This is a genomic window from Gordonia prachuapensis (assembly GCF_036350515.1).
In the GTDB taxonomy this organism is placed as follows: domain Bacteria; phylum Actinomycetota; class Actinomycetes; order Mycobacteriales; family Mycobacteriaceae; genus Gordonia; species Gordonia prachuapensis.
Genome location: NZ_JAZDUE010000022.1, coordinates 26715 through 47560, shown reverse-complemented (window position 1 = coordinate 47560; position 20846 = coordinate 26715). Strand labels below are relative to the sequence as shown.

Here is a 20846-nt window from a genome sequence, read left to right as displayed (position 1 = left end):
GATGCGTTTTCCCGACGGTGACGACAGCAAGGCTGTCGATCACGTTTTGAACTCCCCCGATGTTCATGTGACCAAGGTAACCGAACATATGTTCGACTGTCAAGGGTATTTTCGAACTTGTTCGAATCAGGAATCAGAATGTGGTCGTCGGTTCTACTTACAGTTCCGGGCTACTGCTGCCCCAGCCCCCGCTGCATCGCCTGACGCACCCGTTGCGCCTCCCGCCGGGCGTACGGGTTGGCCAGCCCGGCCCGGGAACCCGCGAGCTTGGCCCCGATGTGCTCGCCGACGGTGATCGGCGAGTAACGACTCCCGGCACCGACGCATGAGGGCAGGGTGGAGATCGTCGCGTCGATGTTGCCGTCGTGGAAGAAGGCCGCCGACCGGCGCCGCTCGATCGACCCGTCCACCACCGGTGGCTTCACCCGGTGCAGCGTCGACATCCAGCGTTCGTTGGTCCAGCGCGCCATGAGATCGCCGAGGTTGATCAGCAGGGCTCCGTCGGCCGGCTCCACGTCGTGCCAGTCACCGGCGCGGTCGAGGACCTGCAGTCCCTTCACCTGGTCGGCCCAGAGAACTGTCACGATCCCGTAGTCGGTGTGCTCACCCATCCCCGTCAGCTCACCGTCGAGGTCGACATCCCCGGGCGGCAGGGCGTAGTTGTTCATCCGCAACACGTCGAGCGAGTGGTCGGTGTATCCGTCGAAGAAGTCCGGTGGCAGGTCGAGCGCCTCGGCGAAGATGCGGGTGAGCGTGTGGGCGACGCGGGACGCCTCCGCGAAGTACGCCGACACGGCCGCCTCGAAATGGTCGACGGACGGCCACGTGTTGGTGGCGTACTGGTCCTGCGGCAATTCGAGATCGGGATGGGCCGCAGCCTCGACGCCGACGTTGTACGCCTCGAAGAAGTCGTTCATCCGGTCGGCCGGCTCCACACCCAGGCTCAGCGACAGCGACAGCGACTCCGACTTCGGCGGCGAGTACCCGCGATTGATCTGCGGCGGTGTGCGGTAGGCCTTCTTGTCCTCCAGCGGCAGGGCGAAGAAGTCGTCCATCACGGCGGTGAACTCGTCGATGACCGCCGGCGGGATCTGATGACCGACGATCTGGATGAAACCGACATTGGTCGCGGCGTGGTCGATCTGGGCGGCCACGACCGCACGATCGGATGCGCTGCCGTTGGCCGTGAACGGGGTGATGTCGATGATCGGCACCGAGAACGTGCCCGTGGGGTTGTCGACTACCGCACTCATGACACCATACTGGCACCGAATCCGCGGTCCCGCTGAGCTGGCTTTTCGCGTATCTCCCGATTCCCGGCACGGAACTCGCCGGGCGCCCACGACGGTGCCGGGACACGTAGTTCGGCAACGATATTCGACACAACAAAGACCGTGCACATGCGACATCCGCTCGATCAGGGCTGCAGGCGGACGGCCTCCCACAGGTCGTCCGTCCTGGTCAGCCGAACCCGGTTGTGCAATCGGTTCGCCCTGCCCTGCCAGAACTCGACCACCTCGGGCACCAGCCGGAAACCACCCCACGACGGCGGCACCGGCACCTCGGCGCCGTCGTCGAAACCGCCGAACTCGGCGGCCACCGCGGCAGCGCGCTCCTCTAGCTCCGTGCGGCTGCCGATCGGCTCCGACTGTCGGGATGCGTACGCCGACAGCTGCGAGCCGCGGGGACGCATGTACCAGTACTCCTGCGTCTCCTCCATCGTCACGTGCTCGACCGGGCCGCGGAAGTGCACCTGCCGCTCCAGCCCGATCCATGGAAAGGTCACGGCCGCATAGGGGTTGGCCGCCAGATCGTGGCCCTTGTCGGAGTCGTAGCCGGTGTAGAACACCACACCGTCGGCGCCGACACCCTTGCACAGCACCGCCCGCGTCGACGGGCGACCCGCGGCGTCGGTCGTACCGAGGACCATCGCGTTGGGTTCGGCGATCCGCGCCTCGACGGCCTCCCGCAGCCAGACGGTGAACAGGTCCAGCCACGGCGGATCGCCACGCAGCCATGTCGGATCGAGATTTTCGCGGACCCCGTCGGCACCGGCAGCCCGGTCACCCTCACCGACGTTCGGCGGGATACCGCCGCCATAGCCGACCCGCATGTTGGGCAGGTCTATCGGATCGTCGGCCACGAGGTGAGGCTACTCCGCGACACGCCGCGCCGAGCCGTCTGGCGCGCCGGTTACCGATCGGTAGCCCGCGGCCGGGGTCCTGACCTACAGTCCTTTACAGGTTCCCGTGCGATCCGACACGGCGCAGCGTCGACGTTAGGCGGTTCCCGATGTCCAACTCAGTCCCCGACGATTTCGTCCCCGGCCTCGAGGGCGTGGTGGCGTTCACCACCGAGATCGCCGAACCGGACAAGGACGGCGGAAATCTGCGCTACCGCGGCGTCGACATCGAGGACCTGGTCGAGAACCACGTGACCTTCGCCGACGTGTGGGCACTGCTGGTCGACGGCGGATTCGGCGACGGGCTGCCGCCTGCCGAACCGTTCCCCCTGCCCGTCCACACCGGCGACGTGCGCGTCGACGTGCAGGCCGCGCTGGCGATGTTGGCCCCCATCTGGGGCTACAAACCCCTGCTGGACATCGACGACGACACCGCCCGGGCGAATCTGGCGCGCGCCTCGGTGATGGCGCTGTCCTATGTCGCCCAGTCGGCCCGCGGCATCCATCAGCCCGCGGTTCCGCAGGACGTCATCGACGAATGCGACACCGTGACGGCCCGTTTCATGACGCGATGGAAGGGCGATCCCGACCCGAAGCACATCCGGGCGATCGACGCCTACTGGGTGAGCGCGGCCGAACACGGCCTGAACGCATCGACGTTCACCGCGCGGGTCATCGCGTCGACGGGCGCCGATGTCGCAGCGGCCCTGTCGGGGGCGATCGGCGCGATGTCCGGGCCGCTGCACGGCGGCGCGCCGGCCCGTGTCCTGCCGATGATCGAGGAGGTCGAACAGACCGGGGACGCACGCGGTCTCGTCCGCGGCGTCCTGGACCGCAAAGAGAAGCTGATGGGGTTCGGCCACCGCGTCTACCGGGCCGAGGATCCACGTGCCCGGGTATTGCGGCGCACCGCACAGGAACTGGGCGTCCCTCGCTATGAGGTCGCCGCGGCCCTCGAACAGGCGGCGCTCACCGAACTGCGGGAACGCCGGCCCGACCGGGCCATCGAGACGAATGTCGAGTTCTGGGCGGCGGTGATCCTCGACTTCGCCGAGGTCCCGCCGCACATGATGCCGGCGATGTTCACGTGCGGCCGGACCGCCGGCTGGTGCGCACACATCCTCGAACAGAAGCGACTGGGAAAGCTGGTCCGACCGGCCGCGATCTACACCGGCCCCGCTCCACGACGACCCGAGGACGTCGCCGGTTGGGGCGACGTCAGCGTCGCTCCAGGCCTCTGATCTGCCACATCCGTGTGGCACGCCGCCGCGCGCACTGCGGTCATCGTGTCGTAGGGTCATAAACCAGACATAACGATTGCCCGAAATCCACCGACCGCACACCCTGGTCCTGCAGTAGCGTCCGAAACGGGAGTACGTTCCCGCCGGCCACGTCCTTGATCACGATCCGCACGGATGATCCGGTTGCAGGCAGGGCGACGGGAGCGACCGAGACCGTACACCGCTCCCCGTCGTCGACGATGTCGATGCGCACGAGTTGCAAGGGAGCGAGATATGTTCCGATCCGCCTGGCGCGAGGTGCACAAGCCGGTGTTCATCACCGCATCCCTCATCATCTTCGCGCTGATCCTGTTCTCGGTGATCGCCGCGAGCGCCGCCGCCGACGCGTTCGACCAGTTGAACGAGTGGATCACCTCCGGCATCGGCTGGTGGTACATCCTGATCGTCACCGGCTTCGTGATCTTCGCGCTCTACTGCGCCATCAGCCGCATCGGCACCATCAAACTCGGCAGAGACGACGAAGAGCCCGAGTTCGGCGTGATGAGCTGGTTCGCGATGCTGTTCGCCGCCGGCATGGGCATCGGTCTCGTGTTCTACGGTGTCGCCGAACCGTTGTCGCACTACATCACGCCGCCGGAGGCCGGCGGGATCGAGGCATCGACCGACGCCGCCGCCAATCAGGCGATGGAACTGACCCTGTTCCACTGGGGTCTGCACGCCTGGGGCATCTACGTCGTCGTCGGTCTGGGCCTGGCCTACATGACCTTTCGCAAAGGCCGTCCGCTGGCGGTGCGCTGGCTGCTGGAACCCCTACTCGGTCGCGAACGGGTCGAGGGATGGATCGGGCACCTCGTCGACGTCGTCGCCATCGTCGGCACCCTCTTCGGTGTCGCCACATCGCTGGGCTTCGGTATCCAGCAGATCTCCGCGGGTCTCGAATACCTGGGGTGGTTGACGGTGACCGACCCGATCATCGTGCTGATGATCGCCGCCATCACCGGCCTGGCGATCTTCTCGGTCGTCACCGGCGTCACCAAGGGCCTGCGCTGGCTGTCCAACATCAACATGGCGGTCGCCGCGCTGCTGGCCGCGTTCGTCTTGATCCTGGGCTCCACGCTGTTCTTGCTCCAGTCGTGGGTTCAGAACATGGGCAACTACATCGCCTCCCTGCCGGAGCTGATGCTGCGTACCGCGCCGTTCGCCGACGACGGGTGGATGGCCGGTTGGACCATCTTCTATTGGGGCTGGTGGATCAGCTGGGCGCCGTTCGTCGGCATGTTCATCGCCCGCATCTCGCGTGGCCGCTCCATCCGCGAATTCATCGCCGGTGTGCTGTTGCTGCCGACCTTCATCAGTGCCATCTGGTTCACCATCTTCGGCGACTCCGGCATCCTCCGGCAGCAGCAGGAGGGGAACATGCTCGACGCCGACGGCGCGGTCGACGCGAGCACGTCGTTGTTCCAGTTGCTCGACGGGTTCCCGCTGGCGGCGGTGACCAGCGTGATCGCGATCTTCGTCGTGATCATGTTCTTCGTGACCTCGTCGGACTCGGGCTCGCTGGTGGTCGACATGCTCTCCACCGGCGGCAAGATCGAGACCCCCGTCGTCACCCGCGTGTACTGGGCGAGCCTGGAGGGCGTCGCGGCCGCGGTGTTGTTGCTGGTCGGTGGCACGGATTCGTTGACCGCGTTGCAGACGATGTCCATCGCCACAGCGGTACCGTTCTCCATCGTCATGGTGTTGGCGTGCGTGTCGCTGCTCCGAGCGTTCCACTACGACATCAAGATGCAGCCCAGGTTCTTGCACCTCAGTTTGGGCGACGACCACGAACCTGCCGAGGCCTTACCCCACCGCCACGAGAAACCTCGACGTGCGATGTCGGCGACGTTCGCCGGGCTGCCCGACAATGCCGATCAGCCCGACAACGGGTCCCTCATCGTTGCGGTCCACGAGGTGCCGCACCACGCGGTCACGGTGAACCCGGAGACCGGATCGTTCGCCATGGGCGACTACACCGAACCCGAGGACCCGCTCGCCCACGACGGTGCCGGGGATCACGTCACCCAATCTGACGACGCCGGAACCTCGTCCAGCCAATCGTGACGAAAACTGCGGCGACGCAGAGCATCACGACGACAGGCGTCCACTGCATCGGGTCCACGGGCACCAGCGGGGTGTGAGTGAACGGCGAGAGGTCGGTGACCCACTGCGGAAGGTCGAACATGCCCGACAGCGGCCCGAGCAGTAGTGATCCGATGACCACGATCCATCCGAGGTGGGCCAACGCCGGGCGGATCGCGTAGAGGGCGATCGCCAGCGTCACGACGACCAGCACCGCGGAGATCTGGGCGGCAGCGGTCTGCGCGGCGTTCGCCGCCGGGGTCGCCCACCCACCGCCGGCGAGGCCGGACCCGATCACCATGCCGACGGCGGCGACCGCCATCAGCGTGATCGCGCCCACCGCTGCGATGCCGACGTAGGTGACGTAGTAGCGGGTGCGCGACGTCGGTGTCGTGAGCACGACCTCGGCACGGTTGGCTGCTTCCTCCGCACGCAGGCGCTCGGCCAGGTTCACTCCCCAGGCGCCGGCCGCGACGGCGAGGAAGCCGAGCATCGTCATCCCGAACAGCGTGCTCAACGTGGCGTCTCCGAGTGCGGCCCGCATGATCTGATCGAATTGTTCGTTGCCCTGCGCGAGTTCCTCCACCGACGGCTGCATGAAGCCGATGACGATCGAGTACAGCACGATCCCGCCTATCCAGGAGACGAGCAACGGCATGGACAGACGCACCCCGAGCCTCTCGATGGTCGCCAGGCGCGAGCTCTCCGCGGGCCCCGGTCGCGGCGCGATCAGCCCTGCGCCGAGATCTCGGTCCATCGCCATCCGCCCGGCGACGCACAGGCCGAGCACGAACACGGTGAGCGACAGCATCGCCGGCAGCAGGTTGTCGGCGCCGAAGGGATCGATCTCCTCGGCCCACCCGACCGGGCTCAACCACCGCAACCAGTCCCATCCGTCGGTGGCATCGGCCGCCCCGCGGAGCAGGTAGCCGACGAGCAACACCGAACTGGCGGTGAGATTGGCGATATGCGCGGTCGTGGCCACCTGCGCGGCGACCAGGGCCACTGCGATCGCGGCGGCGCCGGTGGCCGCGTACTGGGCGAACACCGCAACCGCGTTCGATCCCGTGGCGCCCATCGGCACCAGGATCAACGACATGCACAACGCCACCACGACAGTGAAGATCAGAGCGACGCACGCCGCTGCTGCGACCGGCGCCAGCGACCCGACCGCCCCAGCGCGCACGAGTTCGGTGCGACCGAGTTCCTCCTCTTTGCGGGTCTGCCGCACCGTCATCACGGCGGCGCACACTCCGAGCGCGGCGATCAGGAACAGTCCGGCACGCCACGAGACCAGCGCCGCAGTGGGTTCGACGTGAGTGAGCTCGCCGAGGAGGAATCGGAAGGCAGGATTGGAGCCCGGACCGAGTTGCAGTTCGGTGCGCTGCTCGGGTGTCTCGTACATGCCCGACAGTGCCGATGCGGTCGAGATGTTGATGAGAACGAAGATCGCGAGCGTTATCGCTCCGAAGATCCACTCGCGACGAAGCCCGAGCCGCACGAGGAACACGGTCCGGGTGAACTCGCGGCCGAGCGCTCGTGCGTCGGTGTGCACATTCGGTGCGTCGGCCGTCCGCGTCGCGGTCATGTCGGCACCTCCGCCCGGTCGTCGTAGACGTGCAGGAAAAGCTCCTCGAGACTCGGCGGTTCCACCGCGAGGCCGACGACCTCATGGTGGGCGAGGACACGGGTGACCCCCGCCAGCCCGGCGTCCTCCACGGTGAACGTCACGTGATCGCCGTCGGACTCGAAGTCGTGCACACCCTCGACCGATGCCAGGTCGCGGCCACCCGATCGAATGGTCGCGGTCACCCGGGACCGGCGCAGATGCCGTAGTTCGGCAAGCGATCCGGATTGGATCGTCTTGCCCGCCCGGATGATCGTCACCGTTTCGCACAGCTGCTCGACCTCGTCGAGGAGGTGACTGGACATCAGCACGGCCGTGCCGTTCGCGGCGACCTCGCGGACGCATTCGGTGAACTCCCGCGTCATGAGCGGATCCAGACCCGAGGTGGGTTCGTCGAGCACCAGCAACTCGCAGTGCGCCGACAGCGCCGCGATCAACGCCACCTTCTGACGATTTCCCTTCGAGTAGGTCGAGGCCTTCTTCCTCGGGTCCAGATCGAATCGATCGATCAATTCTGTTTTGCGAGAAGCAGATTCGCGACGAACGCCGCGCAGGGACAACAGTAGGTCGATGCATTCGCCGCCGGACAGCTGTGGCCAGAGGTTGACGTCACCGGGCACGTACGCGAGCCTGCGGTGGATCTCGACCGCATCGGCCATGGGGTCCATTCCGAATACGGACACCCGTCCGCCGTCGGGCCGGTACATCCCGAGCATGGTTCGTATCGTGGTGGATTTCCCGGCGCCGTTGGGTCCGAGGAATCCGGCGATCTCGCCTCTGTGAACGGTCAGGTCGAGGCCGTCGAGAGCTGCGAAAGAGCCGAATCTCTTTCTCAGTCCGGCGATCTCCACGACGGTGTCGGTTGGGTGAGTCATTGTTGCCCTCCTCGGATATAGGTCAGGACTGCATCGAGCAAGGACTCGTCGGTCATCACCCCGTGCACCGCGAGTTCGGTGGCCGGGAGCACTGTCCGGTCCATGTAGGACCGGAGGATGGCGCCGGCGTCCGCCCAGTTGTCGGGCGGATTCATCACGACGTCGACGAGCAGCGCGCCCATCGCCATCGCCACCATGTACCGGGCTCGCGCGGCCTCGTCATGGGAGGGGCGAATGGTCCCGGCCTCCACACCGCCCCGGAACGTGGCCTCGGCGTCGTCGACCAGGTGGGCCAGCAGCTCACGCGCCATCTCACCACCGGCCTGCAGACTGCGGATCAGATAGACGATGCGCGGACCGTCGGCAGCGGTGTTGTCCATCCGCTGCAGGAGCGCGGCGAATGCGTGGGGCCCGGCCTGGTTCTCGAGACCTCGCTCGTTGGCCTCCCGGGTCTCGCGCAGCACGTGGGCATCACATTCGGCCCGCAAGTTCTCTTTACTGCCGAAGTGGTGGATCACCAGACCCGGACTCACGCCGGCCGCGTCGGCGATGGTCCGGACCGTCGCCGAGAACCCGTCGCGGGCGAACACCTCGATCGCGGTGTCGCGCACCCGTGCGCGGGTGGATCGGTCGTCAGCGCCCATTGAACGCATGTACAACATGCTAAACGTGCGTTCAGTCGCAATCAAGGGGTCGAGTGGGAGGGGCCAGAAACGGGGTGGTCGAGACCACAACCCTAGAATTGCCTGCATGAGTGACACCGCCACCGCACCGATCACGATTCCCGCCGACCTCCTGCCGTCGGACGGCCGCTTCGGCTGCGGTCCGTCCAAGGTGCGACCCGAACAACTGCAGTCCCTGGTCGACACCGGGGCCTCGGTGTTCGGGACCAGCCACCGGCAGGCACCGGTGAAGAACGTCGTCGGGTCGATCCGTTCGGGGCTGTCCGAGCTCTTCGCACTCCCCGACGGCTACGAGGTGGTCATCTCCAACGGTGGCACCACGGCGTTCTGGGACGCCGCGGCGTTCGGGCTGATCAAACAGCGTTCCCTGCACCTCACCTACGGGGAGTTCTCGTCGAAGTTCGCGACGGTCGCGAAAAAGGCCCCGTTCCTCGATTCGCCCGCGGTGATCTCCACCGACCCCGGAACCGCACCCGACCCGGCGGCGCTCACCGCGGACGACTTCGGCGGGATCGACCTGATCGGCTGGGCGCACAACGAGACGTCGACGGGCGTCGCCGTGCCCGTGACCCGCCCGGCCGGATCGGATGACGCACTCGTCGCCATCGACGCGACGTCGGGTGCCGGCGGGCTGCCGGTGAACGTCGCCGACGCCGACATCTACTACTTCGCTCCCCAGAAGTGCTTCGCCTCGGACGGCGGCCTGTGGATCGCGCTGATGAGCCCGCGAGCACTCGAACGCATCGCGCAGATCGCCGAGTCCGATCGCTGGTGCCCGGAGTTCCTGTCGCTGCCGACCGCGGTCGACAACAGCAGCAAGAACCAGACCTACAACACTCCGGCGGTCGGCTCGCTGCTGCTGCTCGACAACCAGATCCAGTGGATGCTCGACCAGGGCGGACTCGACTGGTGCGTGTCCCGGACCGCGGATTCGAGCTCGCGGCTCTACCAGTGGGCCGAGGCGAGCGAGTTCGCGACACCGTTCGTCGCCGACCCGTCGCATCGCAGCCAGGTCGTCGGCACCATCGACCTCGACGACGACATCGATGCCGCAGCGGTGGCGAAGACGTTGCGGGCCAACGGTGTCGTCGACACCGAGCCCTACCGCAAGCTCGGCCGCAACCAGCTGCGGATCGGCATGTTCCCGGCGATCGACCCCGATGACGTCAGCAAGCTGACCGAGTGCGTCGATTTCGTCGTCGGCAAGCTCTGAGAGCTCTACCGCTGACCCAGTAGGCCGCGAGCCGCCCCATACCGCTGGTCGAGTAGCCCGCGAGCCACCCCATACCGCTGGTCGAGTAGCGACGTGCGAGCTTGCGAGCCCGACGCGTATCGAGACCCCGTGCGCTGCAGGAGATCTCGATACGCCCGCTCGCCTAGCGGCTCGCGGGCTACTCGATCAGCGGAGGGGAAACAAAGTGACCAGCGGGATGGCCGCCCCGTTATCACCTGTAGCGTGTGCCCCATGGGTACCACCCGCCACAACCTTGCTGATCTGCGGTTTTGCCGCGTGTCCCGCCGGGGCGTAGGTGACGTGTGCATTAACCTGACCCCAATGCCCGCACTCGTGGTCACCGGAGGAGGAGCAGATGCGTGAGCTTCGAGTCGTCGGCGTCGAGGCCGACGGCACCCATGTGATCTGTCAGGATGCCGAGTCGGGTGAGAGGTATCGGGTCGCCGCCGACGAGCGGCTCCGGGCCGCGGCGCGCGGCGACATCTCACGATTGGGGCAGATCGAGATCGAAATGGAAAGCACACTTCGACCACGAGAGATCCAAGCCCGCATCCGTGCCGGAGCGACGGTGTCGGAAGTCGCCGCACTGGCCGGTGTGCCGGTCGACAAGATCGAACGCTTCGCCCACCCGGTCCTCCTCGAACGCGCTCGCGCCACGGAGCTCGCATCGATGTCCCACCCGATCCGCGAGGACGGGCCATCGGTGTCCACGCTCGGCGAAACGGTCACCGAGGCGATGGTGGCCCTCGGACAGAGCCAGCACAGCGTGGAGTGGGACGCCTGGAAGGGCGACGACGGGTACTGGGTGGTCCAGGCGTCGTGGCATGTCGGCCGCACCGACAACCACGCACATTGGCGCTTCCAGCCGGGTAGCCACGGCGGGACCGCCGACCCGCTCGACGACCTCGCAGACGAACTCACCCACCCCGAGACGATCACGCCGCGGCGCAAGCTCACGCCCGTCGCCACACCCGACCTGACCCCACACGTCGAGCACCAGGCCGAGGCACCTGTCGACCACGACGAGGTCACACTCGACGCCGACCGACTCATCGATGCCCAGCGCACCCGCAACGGAAGCATGGCGCCCAGCCACGACGAGCACGGCACCGTGGCGATCGATTTCGGCCCGCCGCCGCCCGCGGATGAGCCCGAGCGCACGAACGATCGCCCCGGCACCGCCGCCGGTCGTGAGGAGGCCTCGCCCGCAGCTGCGACCACGGCTTCCGGCGACGAGGCTCCCGAGGCCGGTTCCGCCAAGCCGCGCCGCCGTACACGCAAACCTGCCGTTCCCGCCTGGGAGGATGTCCTGCTGGGCGTCCGCAGCAACGGCAACGGCTGATCCGCGACGTGTCGGCCCGCGCAGTCACACTCTGGTTCATCGACAGCGACGATCCCGTCGCACTGCTCCGCGAAGGTCCGGTCAACGACGTCGTGGCCGCCCAGAAACTCGCCGCGACGATCTACGGTGACCGCGTGCTGGTGCCGGTCTCGGACACGGATCTCGCCACCGCCGCGGCCGCGCGGGATGCGCACGTCTACGCCGGCTGGTACGGCCGGACAGCGGTGCTGTGTTGTTCGTTGTTCGACACCACCGAGCCGTCCACCCTGACCCGCACGCTGTCCTCGATCCGACAGAGTGCGGCGGCCACCCTGTTGGTCACCGACCCGGATCGCTCCGTCGGCGCGTTCGCCCGGTGGGAACACGGCGAACTGAAACGTTCGTTCTCCGCGGACCCGGTGACGATCTTCGAGGACATTGGTCTGCCCGATCCCCTCGAGCGGCCGTTCTGGGCCGGTGAACATCCGCTGCAGTACGCGGCGGGCGTACCGGCCGAACCGTTGGCGCTTCCCTTCCACCCGCAGGAGCTCGCCGAGCAGGCCAACCGGCACTGGCTGGGTTTCCGGTTCACGTCCCCGCGGGCCGACACCGATCTGGACCCGACCCGAATCCCGGTGACCGCATTCGCCATTCACCCTGCCGATTACATACCGGCAGAGGAGGACTGGGCTCGGTACCAGAACGATCTGACCGTGTCCGGAAGTTCGGTCGCCGCCAACGGTGACTCCCCGACGTCCGACGAGCCCCGTCCGGCCAAGCGCCGCGGGCGCATCGCGAGGTACTTCGGCTTCGGCGGCTGATCCGACGCGCGAGTGGGGTCAGCGGCCGAGGGCCATCAACGCGACCGACGAGCCGAGGCCCGCCAGCAACCCGATGAGGGCGCCCCACACGATCCACCGCCAGACCGGGCGGTCACGGAGATCCCACAGGGTCCATCCCAGCCCGCCCGCGACGACGAGCACCGCAAGCAGACCCAACCAGGTGACGAACCCTCCGATCAGGTCGTAGACGCCCACGAGCAGGAGTGTCGCGAACAGCGCGTGGAAGACCGTGACGAACAGACCCAGCACCCAGGGTGTGGGTTCGTCGACGGCGAACCGGTCCCCGCCGCCGTGCGGTGACATCCGCCGGGTCCGCACGCTCTCGATGACGATCACGCGTTCATCGTCCCCGATCGGGCCCGCTCGTAGAACGCGATCGCCGCAGCCGTCGCAACGTTGAGCGAATCGGTGCCGCGACTCATCGGGATGTGGGCACGCAGATCACTGGCGCGCATCACGGTCTCCGACAGTCCGGGCCCCTCGGCGCCGACCAGGAACGCGACCTTGGCGGCGTCGACGGCCTCGCGCAACGGCACCGACCCGGGCCCCGGCGTCAGTGCCACGGTGCGGAAGCCGTGGTCGTTCAGCACCGACAGCCCACGCGGCCAGTCGTCGAAGCGGGCGAACGGGACCAGCAGGGCATGCCCCATGGAGACGCGCACGCAGCGACGGTAGAGCGGGTCGGCGCATCCGGCACCGAACAGCACAGCGTCGACACCCAGACCTGCGGCGTTGCGGAAGATGCTGCCGATGTTCTCGTGGTCGTTGACACCCTCGAGGATCGCTACGGTGTGCGCGCGCTCGACGACATCGGCGACGTCGAGCACGGGCGGTCGACGCGCCACCGCGAGAACGCCACGGTTGAGGTGAAAGCCGACGACGTCGGCCATCACGTCCGCGGATGCCCGATAGAACGGAACTCCACGCAGTGTGGGGTTCTCCAGGGCGTCATCGAGTTCGGTGAGGCGCTTGTCCACGCCGAGGAAGGCATGCGGCGCGAACCGGGAGGCGATCATCCGCTGCGCGACGAGCACGCCCTCGGCGATGACCAGGCCTTTGCCGACCCGTCCTCCGGGTAGTGCCGGGAGATCCGGACGGCGGTCGACGGAGTTGAGATCGCGGAAGTCGTCGACGCGCGGATCCGACGGATCATCGATGTCGATGACGTCGACACTGGTGCTGGCCACGTCGTCAGTGTGCCAAGACCGGATGCCGTCGCTCAGTGTGGCCCACCCCGCAGCAAGCCGGGGTTGACCACTCACACCGGAACGCTCTGTGAAACGGTGGATTGGTGACGATCTCCCAGGATGCTTCCGCTCTCGCCGTCTCGCGCGCCACCGACGCCGACTGGGACGAGATCTTCGCGACCGATGCGCGGGCATTCCTGATGACCAACCCGTTGTCGACTGCCGAGCAGGCCGACCTGCGGGGAAAGGTCGACGACGCCGACGTCGTGCTGGTCCGCGATCCGCAGGGACTGGTGGGTTCTCCCCTGGTCGGCGTCTCGATGTACTACCGCATGACCGTGACCGTCCCGGGCGGCGAGCAGCAACCGGCCGCCGGCCTCTCCTGGGTGTCCGTCGCGGCCACCCACCGTCGTCGCGGGATTCTGCGGACGATGATCACCGAGTTGTTCGACCAGTGGGAGGCCGAGGATCAGGTCTTCGCCATCCTCACCGCCAGTGAGGCGACCATCTACGAGCGGTACGGGTTCGGACCCGCCTGCCACGCGCACGAGGTCTCGGTCGACCTGAGCGCGGCGACGATGCGTCGGCCCGCGGACCCCGAGGTCTCTCCGGTCAACTATGCGACGGGAGAGGAAGTGGCCCGTCGGGTGCCCGAGATCCACGCGCGATGGGCGGCGTCGCGTTCGGGAGCCGTGCACCGTCCGGAGACGTGGTGGGAGCCGATTCTCGCCGATCGCCCGTCGCAGCGACCCGCGCAGACCAGCGGGCTGCACTACCTGCTCCACGCCGACGGATACGCGAGCTACCGGATCAACACATCGGCGGAGCCCACGCGCGGGGACGTCGCCGAGGTGTTCGCGGTGACCGATGACGCGCACACCGAGCTGTGGCGGGTGTTGACCGGCCTGGACCTGATGGCGTCGGTCACCGCCTCGGTACCGGTCGATGATCCGCTCCCGGCGAAGCTCGTCGACCATCGTGCCGTCTCGGTCACGGGGCTCACCGACAAGATGTGGTTGCGCATCCTCGACGTCCCGCGGGCATTGACCTCCCGGCGCTACTTCGCCGACCTCGACGTCGTCCTCGAGGTCACCGACGCATTCCGCGGCCGGGGCGGCGTGTTCGACATGTCGATCCGAAATGGTGGTGCGATCGTCGCGCCGAGTACGTCGGCGCCGACGGTTCGCCTCGACATCTCTGTCCTGTCGTCGTTGTTCCTGGGTGGGACGAATGCCCGCACGTTCGCCGCAGCGGATCGGCTGTGGACGGCTGATCCCTCGACGTTGAGTGCGCTGGACCGCGCGTTCACACCTGAGCAGGCGCCGTTCTCCGGAACGTTCTTCTGAGCCCGTCTAGCCGCCGTTCACTCAGCGATCGTCGCTACCGTTGATGATCTTGTTGACGATGGGGACGACGGCGGCCAGCGTGGCACGTTCATCCGGCGACAGTTCGTCGAGCCTCGCGCTGAGCCATTCCTCGCGAGCATCACGCTCGGCGTTGACGACGTCGATGCCCTTGTCCGACAGCGTCACGATCGCCTGACGACCGTCGGTGGGATGCGGTTCCCGCTTGACCATGCCCAGGTCGGACAAGGATGCGATCACCCGGGTCATCGACGGCGGCTGAACACGTTCTGCCAGCGCGAGCGCGCCCGGGGTCATCGGCCCCTCGTGATGAAGTGTGTACAGCGCGGACAGCTGGGTGAGCGAGACGACCTTGCTCACCCGCCGCCCGCGAAGCCGTCTGGCGAGCCGGACCACCGCCATGGACAGTTCGCCGGACAGGGTCCGGTCCGACAGTGTCATGCCTGCGATTGTCAGTTGTGAGATCGTCGTCATGTCGCAGCGTCCGTTCCCGAGCGATTCAAATCTGAGACCAGCTGGTTCCCGATGCTAAGCGTAATTCACTTCCACGATCGTGCAATGCCTTAACGTCTTTTTTTGCTAAAGCGAACCAGCGGTCATGTCGTACCACGGACTGCCGACACGATCAGATCACCCGACGAGCGCGTAGATCGGCGCGCGGGCGAAGTAGGCGACGAACACCCCGGCGACGATCCACAGCAGCGGATGCACCGTCCTGGCCTTGCCCGTTGCGGCCGCCAGGACCACCCAGCTGATGAACCCGACGCCGATACCGTTGGCGATCGAGTAGGTGAACGGCATGATCACCACGGTCAGGAATGCCGGCAATGCGTGGGAGAACTTGGTGAAGTCGACCGCGGTCAGCTGGCCGATCATCATCGCACCGACCACCACGAGCGCCGGCGCGACTGCTTCCAGCGGAACGATCTCGTAGAGCGGCGTCAAGAACATGGCGAGCAGGAACAACGCGCCGGTCACGACGTTGGCAAGGCCCGTTCGCGCCCCCTCGGCGATGCCGCTCGCGGATTCGACGAACACCGTGTTCGACGACGACGAGGCGACACCGCCGGCGATCGCGCCGGTGCCCTCGACGACGAGAGCCTTGCCGACCCCGGGCAGTGTGCCCTTGTCGTCCATCAGGCCGGCTTCCTTGCCGAGACCGGTCATCGTGCCCATCGCGTCGAAGAAGTTGGACAGCACGAGCGTGAACACCAGGACCGAGGCCGCGAGCGCCCCGATGCTCGCCGGGTCGAACGCCCCGAACACGTCGACCTGACCGACCAGCGACAGATCCGGCATCCCGCCGAGTCCGTCGGGGATCTGAGGTATCGCCAGACTCCAGCCGTCCGGATTGTCGGAGCTCGACCCGAGGTCGAGTGTTGCCTCGAGAATGATCGACGCGATGGTGACGACGATGATCCCGATCAGCAGCCCCCCGGGCACCTTGCGCACCACCAGGACACCCATCAGCAGCACGCCGATACAGAACATCAGCGTGGGGATGGTGTCGATCGACCCGTCGTTGCCGAGCTGGACCGGCACCGTCGTGTTCGCGGCGTCGGGCACTCGACGGACGAAACCGGCGTCGACCAAACCGATGAAGGCGATGAACGCACCGATGCCCGCGGCGATGGCGGCCTTGAGTTCCGGGGGTACCGCGTTGAACACCGCCGTCCGGAATCCGGTGACCGCCAGCAGCACGATGATGATGCCGTCGATGACGACCAGCCCCATCGCCTCCGGCCACGTCACCTGGGGTGCGATCGTCACCGCCAGCAGGCTGTTGATGCCGAGGCCGGTCGCGATCGCGAACGGGTACCGCGCCACGAGGCCGAAGATGACGGACATGACGCCGGCGACGAGCGCCGTGACCGCCGCGACCTGCGCCAGCGGCAGCACGTTGCCGAGCACGTCGGCGTTCTTGGGCTCACCGGGGATGCCGCCGATGATGATCGGGTTCAGCACGATGATGTAGGCCATCGTGAAGAAGGTGACCAGCCCGCCGCGGAATTCCCGCGTCAGCGACGATCCCCGTTCGCTGATCATGAAGTAACGGTCGATCCGGCCGGTCGGCTCGCGCGGCGGCTGAGGGGGTTCTACGGCCGCCGGATTGGCTGCACTCGACGGACCTTGGGGTTCTGTCGACGGTTTGCCGGATTCTGTCGACGATGTGCTGGGCTCGCTCGACGGATCGGTGGGCACAGTCGAAAGTTACTCTGATGCCATGGCCGATGCATCCGACATCCCGGAACTCCCGCGCCCTCTACGCGCCCCCGAACCGGTGATCATCGTCGGCATGGTCGCCTGGCTCGTCGCCACACTCGTGGTGTGGATCGGCGGCTGGGGCGGCGACCGCACACTCGCGGTCTGCCTGGTGGGCCTCGGGGTCGGCGTCCTGGGGGCGACGATCGTCCTGCTCCAACGGGCCGCAGTGCGCCGGGGAGACCGGACGGCGCAGCAGGGTCTCGACTGAGTCGCCTTCGACGCCGACGGTTCTGGCCGCAGCTACAGGTTCCGGCCGCAGTTGTTGCTCCAAGCCGGAACCAGAAACTGCGGCCAGAACCGCGATCACGATCACTTCCCGCTGAACACCGGGAACGCGCTCGACTCGCCGTAGTCCTCGATCCGCATGCCACGCAGCGCATCCATGTCCTGATCGGAGATCGTGAAGTCAACCTCCGCGTTGCTGCGCATATGGTCCGGGTTCGCGGTCTTCGGCAACGACACCGCCCCGAGCTGCAACGTGTAGCGGATACAGAGCTGCGGGATGCTCACGTCGTAGCGCTGCGCCATCGTCGCGACGTCGGCGTTCTTCAGGATCTCGCCGTGCCCGATCGGCGAGTACGCCTCGACGAGGATGTTCTTCTGCTCGCAGTACGCGATGAGCTCGGACGGGGTGTTCCCCGCGTGGGCCAGGATCTGGTTCACATGCGGCGCAACGGTCGCCTCGGCGAGCAGGTTGTCCAGATCGCGCTGCTCGAAGTTGGAGACGCCTATCGAGCGGAGCTTGCCCGCCTGGTACGCGTCTTCCAGCGCACGCCAGGCCTCGCGGTTGCCCTCAGCGTAGTCGCCGCCGCGCCAATCGGCCCACGGCTGCGGGCTGTGGATCAGCATCAGATCGAGATGGTCGAGGCCCATCGTGGCCAGCGAGTCATCGATCGCCGCGGCGGCCTCTCGGTGATCCTTGATCTCTGCCGCCAGCTTTGTCGCCACGAACAATTCGTCGCGGGCGACACCGCTGTTGCGAACGCCTTCACCGACGCCGCGTTCATTGCCGTATGCCTGCGCGGTGTCGATGTTGCGGTATCCGATGTCGACGGCGGCGGTCACCGCCTGTGCTGCCTTGTCGTCGTCGATGAACCAGGTACCCAGGCCGAGCTTGGGGATCTGGACGTCGTTGGACAGGGTGTAGGTCTCGTTGAGCACCATGGCTTTTCGTTCCTCCTCAGGACGTGGGGGCGTCAGGCGTTGTACTCGGCATCGGTGACGTGGTCGAGCCAGGTGACGACCTCGCCGTTCTCGTCTGCTTCCTGCATCGCCACGTGCGCCATGAAGCGGTCCGGCGTGGCACCGTGCCAGTGCTCTTCGCCGGGTTCGATGTAGACGACGTCGCCCGGTCGGATCTCCTGCACACCGCCACCCCGGGTGGCGACCAGGCCGATTCCGTCTGTGACGTAGAGGGTTTGACCCTTCGGATGGTGATGCCACGCGGTCCGCGCGCCGGGCGCGAAGCGAACGTGTGCGCAGCCGATCGCCGTTTGGTCGTCCGGGTTGCGGATGCCGTCGATCTGCACCGTGCCGGTGAACCACTCGTCGGGTCCGGCTCCGGTCTGTCCACCACTCTGCGTGTACTGCATGGCGTCCTCCTCACACGCTAACGGATATTCCGTATCCGGTTATCCACACTAGGCTAGTAAGCGGATATCGTCAATCCGCTTAGCTGCTACGGTGGGCCCATGACCACGGCGCCCTCCCCCCGGCCAATGCGCAAGGATGCGTCGATCAACCGTGAACGTCTGCTGGACGCGGCCCGAGAGCTGTTTGCCGAGAAGGGCCTTGGCGTCACCCTCAACGACATCGCCCGCCATGCCGGCGTCGGCGTCGGTACCGCATACCGGCGATTCGCCAACAAGGAAGAGCTCATCGACACGCTGTTCGAGGAGCGCCTGCAAGCAGTGGAAGCGGTCGCCCGAGAGGCGCTCGACGAGCCGGACCCGTGGACCGCACTCACCGACTACCTCACCCGAACCCTGCAGATGCAGTTCGGAGACCGTGGCCTGCACCAGATCCTCGACGACCCGACGCTCGGCGATGCGCGGATCAACGATGTGCGCACACGTATCGCCCCGCTGATCGTCGAGCTGGTGCGCCGCGCCAAGGACGCCGGCGTCGTGCGATCGGATTTCGAGCCGACCGACGTCACGTTCATGCAGTCGGCGATGGCACCAATCATGGACAGCACACGCGATCTGGCCCCACAGGTGTACGAGCGCTACCTGACCTTCTTCCTCGATGGAATCCGCAGCGACGACCGGACTTTCACCCCACTACCGGCACCGGCGCTGAGCTCGGAGATCACCCATACTGCGATGACAAGTCGACGACGGTCGACGGCTCGCCGACGCGCGTGACCGCAACGGTCACCCAGATCTGACCACGGGATCAGCGACGAGCTCACGCGCATACGCCGCGATGCCGCGACCTGCCGCAATCAACGGATCGCGCGATCGCAACGTCCGCGACAGCACGAACGCTCCCTCGAGCGCACTGATCACAGCGGTGATCAACGCGCGGGCGTCGTCGTCGGTGAGACCACGTTCGCGAAAGAGCGCGGTACCGCCCTCGATCCACCCCTCGAACACCTCGGCTGCCACGGCCCCCAGCTCCGGCTCGACGTCGACGACCTCACCCGCGACCGTGCCGACCGGGCACATGTTCACCCAGCCCGTCTGTTCGATGTCGTCGGCGGCGGCGGTGAACGCCGCCTCGATACCGGCGGCGATGTCGTCGTAGGGCGCCAACAAGGACGCCACCAACTCCCCGTATGCCGCGCCCGACTGCCGCAGCGCCGCTTCTGCGACGGCCCGCTTGCCCCTCGGGAAATGGTGGTACAACGAACCGATCGGCGCCCCGGAGGCCTCGACGACTTGCTTGATACCCGTGGCCGCATATCCCTGGCGGCGAAGCAGCTCCGCCATCGCCACCGCGATTCGTTCATCCGTCCGCATCTGGCCATTCTAGAACACTTGCTCTAGAGTGATTGTTCTAGAACGGTCATTCCAGCCCTGCGAAGAGAGGTCAGCATGAGAGTTGTCGATCTGCCCGCCGGCCCGGTCGAATACACCGATGAGGGCGACGGCCCGCCGGTCGTCCTACTGCATGGCCTGTTCATGGACGGGACTCTGGGACACCACGATGCCGTTGCTCCCCAACGGATTTCGTTACATCCGACCAGTTTTACCGCTGGGCGCACATCGCCGACCGATGAACGCCGACGCGGATCTGAGCCTGACCGGCCTGGTGCATCTCGTCGCCGACTTCCTGGATGCGCTCGACCTGCGCGACGTCACGCTCGTGCACTCCGACTGGGGCGGTAGCCTTTTCCTCACCGCGATCGGTCGCGACGAGCGGGTCGGCGCGATGGTCATCCTGCCGTGCGAGGCGTTCGACAACTTCCCGCCCGGACTACCCGGCCGGATGGCGACCCTGGCCACGAAGCTGCCGGGTGGGACCACCCTGGCCGCGCGACAGCTCCGGATCGGATGGCTGCGTCGCACCCCACTGCTGTTCGGCTGGATGGTGCGACGACCCGTTCCGAAGGAAATGGTTCGTCGATGGACCAACCGTCACTCACCGAACCCGGTGTCCGCAGGGACCTCGAGAAATACACCGCGACACGGTTCCGATCGGACGACCTGATCCGTGACACGAGCGCGCTCAGTGACTTTCGGGGCGAATGCCTGATTCTCTGGTCGCCGGAGAACCGGGTGATGCCACCCGAGCACGGACGGCGACTCGCCGAACTCATCCCGCACTCGCGCCTCGTGGAGATCGACGACGCCTACGTGTTGTCGATGCTCGACCGGCCTGCCGATGTGGCGCGCGAGATCGGCACGTTCCTGGTCGAGCGGCGGGATCTGGCCGAGACGTGATCCTGTGGCCTTGATGG

The 20846-nt window shown here is 66.8% G+C and carries 20 protein-coding genes and 1 pseudogene; 9 read left to right on the top strand and 12 right to left on the bottom strand.

What is annotated here, in order from left to right:
- Nucleotides 1–170: 170 nt before the first annotated feature.
- Together V1Y59_RS21300 and pdxH are read right to left on the bottom strand one after the other, a co-directional pair.
- Complete coding sequence (locus tag V1Y59_RS21300; RefSeq protein WP_330507038.1) at nt 171–1253, bottom strand: isopenicillin N synthase family dioxygenase; 1083 nt, start codon at nt 1251–1253, stop codon at nt 171–173.
- A gap of 164 nt (nt 1254–1417) precedes the next feature.
- The gene (gene pdxH / locus V1Y59_RS21295; RefSeq protein ID WP_330507074.1) at nt 1418–2113 is read right to left on the bottom strand and encodes a pyridoxamine 5'-phosphate oxidase; all 696 of its coding nucleotides are present in this window, start codon (nt 2111–2113) and stop codon (nt 1418–1420) included.
- Nucleotides 2114–2292: 179 nt separating this feature from the next.
- Here pdxH and V1Y59_RS21290 point away from each other — a divergent pair, with 179 nt between their 5' ends.
- Nucleotides 2293–3423, top strand: a complete 1131-nt coding sequence (locus V1Y59_RS21290) for a citrate synthase 2 (RefSeq protein ID WP_330507037.1) — start codon at nt 2293–2295, stop codon at nt 3421–3423.
- A gap of 273 nt (nt 3424–3696) precedes the next feature.
- Complete coding sequence (locus V1Y59_RS21285; RefSeq protein WP_330507036.1) at nt 3697–5526, top strand: BCCT family transporter; 1830 nt, start codon at nt 3697–3699, stop codon at nt 5524–5526.
- Here the strand turns inward: V1Y59_RS21285 and V1Y59_RS21280 are convergent.
- Genes V1Y59_RS21280 through V1Y59_RS21270 form a run of 3 tightly spaced genes read right to left on the bottom strand, consistent with a single transcriptional unit; the run spans nt 5483 to nt 8699 of the window.
- The gene (locus V1Y59_RS21280; RefSeq protein ID WP_330507035.1) at nt 5483–7132 is read right to left on the bottom strand and encodes an ABC transporter permease; all 1650 of its coding nucleotides are present in this window, start codon (nt 7130–7132) and stop codon (nt 5483–5485) included. The genes V1Y59_RS21285 and V1Y59_RS21280 overlap by 44 nt on opposite strands.
- Nucleotides 7129–8046 carry an ABC transporter ATP-binding protein gene (locus V1Y59_RS21275; protein ID WP_330507034.1) on the bottom strand — a complete coding sequence of 306 codons (918 nt, stop codon included), beginning with the start codon at nt 8044–8046 and terminating at the stop codon, nt 7129–7131. Before V1Y59_RS21275 ends, V1Y59_RS21280 begins: the two co-directional genes overlap by 4 nt.
- Nucleotides 8043–8699, bottom strand: a complete 657-nt coding sequence (locus tag V1Y59_RS21270) for a TetR/AcrR family transcriptional regulator (protein WP_330507033.1) — start codon at nt 8697–8699, stop codon at nt 8043–8045. The genes V1Y59_RS21275 and V1Y59_RS21270 overlap by 4 nt, the downstream gene beginning before the upstream one ends.
- Before the next feature lie 97 nt (nt 8700–8796).
- On the opposite strand from V1Y59_RS21270, the gene serC reads away from it, so the two are divergent.
- The 3 genes from serC (at nt 8797) to V1Y59_RS21255 (ending at nt 12105) form a co-directional block, all read left to right on the top strand.
- The gene (gene serC, locus V1Y59_RS21265) at nt 8797–9942 is read left to right on the top strand and encodes a phosphoserine transaminase (RefSeq protein WP_330507032.1); all 1146 of its coding nucleotides are present in this window, start codon (nt 8797–8799) and stop codon (nt 9940–9942) included.
- Nucleotides 9943–10318: 376 nt separating this feature from the next.
- On the top strand, nt 10319–11305 hold the full coding sequence (gene sepH / locus V1Y59_RS21260) for a septation protein SepH (RefSeq protein WP_330507031.1): 987 nt from the start codon (nt 10319–10321) through the stop codon (nt 11303–11305).
- Nucleotides 11306–11313: 8 nt separating this feature from the next.
- Nucleotides 11314–12105 carry a DUF6928 family protein gene (locus V1Y59_RS21255; RefSeq protein ID WP_330507030.1) on the top strand — a complete coding sequence of 264 codons (792 nt, stop codon included), beginning with the start codon at nt 11314–11316 and terminating at the stop codon, nt 12103–12105.
- A gap of 18 nt (nt 12106–12123) precedes the next feature.
- Here the strand turns inward: V1Y59_RS21255 and V1Y59_RS21250 are convergent, their stop codons facing one another.
- Together V1Y59_RS21250 and V1Y59_RS21245 are read right to left on the bottom strand one after the other, a co-directional pair.
- Nucleotides 12124–12429 carry a DUF2537 domain-containing protein gene (locus V1Y59_RS21250; RefSeq protein WP_330507073.1) on the bottom strand — a complete coding sequence of 102 codons (306 nt, stop codon included), beginning with the start codon at nt 12427–12429 and terminating at the stop codon, nt 12124–12126.
- A gap of 29 nt (nt 12430–12458) precedes the next feature.
- Nucleotides 12459–13313, bottom strand: a complete 855-nt coding sequence (locus V1Y59_RS21245; protein ID WP_330507029.1) for a TrmH family RNA methyltransferase — start codon at nt 13311–13313, stop codon at nt 12459–12461.
- 101 nt (nt 13314–13414) lie between these two features.
- Between V1Y59_RS21245 and V1Y59_RS21240 the strand changes: the two genes are divergently transcribed.
- Nucleotides 13415–14659: a GNAT family N-acetyltransferase gene (locus V1Y59_RS21240; protein ID WP_431309255.1), complete on the top strand. Its 1245-nt coding sequence runs from the start codon at nt 13415–13417 to the stop codon at nt 14657–14659.
- A gap of 21 nt (nt 14660–14680) precedes the next feature.
- Here V1Y59_RS21240 and V1Y59_RS21235 read toward each other — a convergent pair whose 3' ends face one another.
- Together V1Y59_RS21235 and V1Y59_RS21230 are read right to left on the bottom strand one after the other, a co-directional pair.
- Nucleotides 14681–15118 carry a MarR family transcriptional regulator gene (locus V1Y59_RS21235; protein ID WP_330507027.1) on the bottom strand — a complete coding sequence of 146 codons (438 nt, stop codon included), beginning with the start codon at nt 15116–15118 and terminating at the stop codon, nt 14681–14683.
- Between the two features lie 189 nt (nt 15119–15307).
- Nucleotides 15308–16723 (bottom strand): NCS2 family permease, encoded by a 1416-nt coding sequence (locus tag V1Y59_RS21230; protein ID WP_330507026.1) that lies wholly within the window; start codon nt 16721–16723, stop codon nt 15308–15310.
- A gap of 178 nt (nt 16724–16901) precedes the next feature.
- Between V1Y59_RS21230 and V1Y59_RS21225 the strand changes: the two genes are divergently transcribed.
- Entirely contained in the window at nt 16902–17150 is a 249-nt protein-coding gene (locus tag V1Y59_RS21225) for a DUF2530 domain-containing protein (protein ID WP_330507025.1), read from the top strand.
- Between the two features lie 101 nt (nt 17151–17251).
- On the opposite strand, the gene V1Y59_RS21220 is transcribed toward V1Y59_RS21225, so the two are convergent.
- Nucleotides 17252–18106: an aldo/keto reductase gene (locus V1Y59_RS21220; RefSeq protein WP_330507024.1), complete on the bottom strand. Its 855-nt coding sequence runs from the start codon at nt 18104–18106 to the stop codon at nt 17252–17254.
- Nucleotides 18107–18138: 32 nt separating this feature from the next.
- Entirely contained in the window at nt 18139–18534 is a 396-nt protein-coding gene (locus V1Y59_RS21215) for a (R)-mandelonitrile lyase (protein ID WP_330507023.1), read from the bottom strand.
- Between the two features lie 99 nt (nt 18535–18633).
- Here V1Y59_RS21215 and V1Y59_RS21210 point away from each other — a divergent pair, with 99 nt between their 5' ends.
- On the top strand, nt 18634–19308 hold the full coding sequence (locus tag V1Y59_RS21210) for a TetR/AcrR family transcriptional regulator (RefSeq protein ID WP_330507022.1): 675 nt from the start codon (nt 18634–18636) through the stop codon (nt 19306–19308).
- Between the two features lie 9 nt (nt 19309–19317).
- Here V1Y59_RS21210 and V1Y59_RS21205 read toward each other — a convergent pair whose 3' ends face one another.
- Nucleotides 19318–19905 carry a TetR/AcrR family transcriptional regulator gene (locus tag V1Y59_RS21205; RefSeq protein ID WP_330507021.1) on the bottom strand — a complete coding sequence of 196 codons (588 nt, stop codon included), beginning with the start codon at nt 19903–19905 and terminating at the stop codon, nt 19318–19320.
- 75 nt (nt 19906–19980) lie between these two features.
- On the opposite strand from V1Y59_RS21205, the pseudogene V1Y59_RS21200 reads away from it, so the two are divergent.
- Nucleotides 19981–20829, top strand: a pseudogene (locus V1Y59_RS21200) (alpha/beta fold hydrolase).
- Nucleotides 20830–20846: the final 17 nt, after the last annotated feature.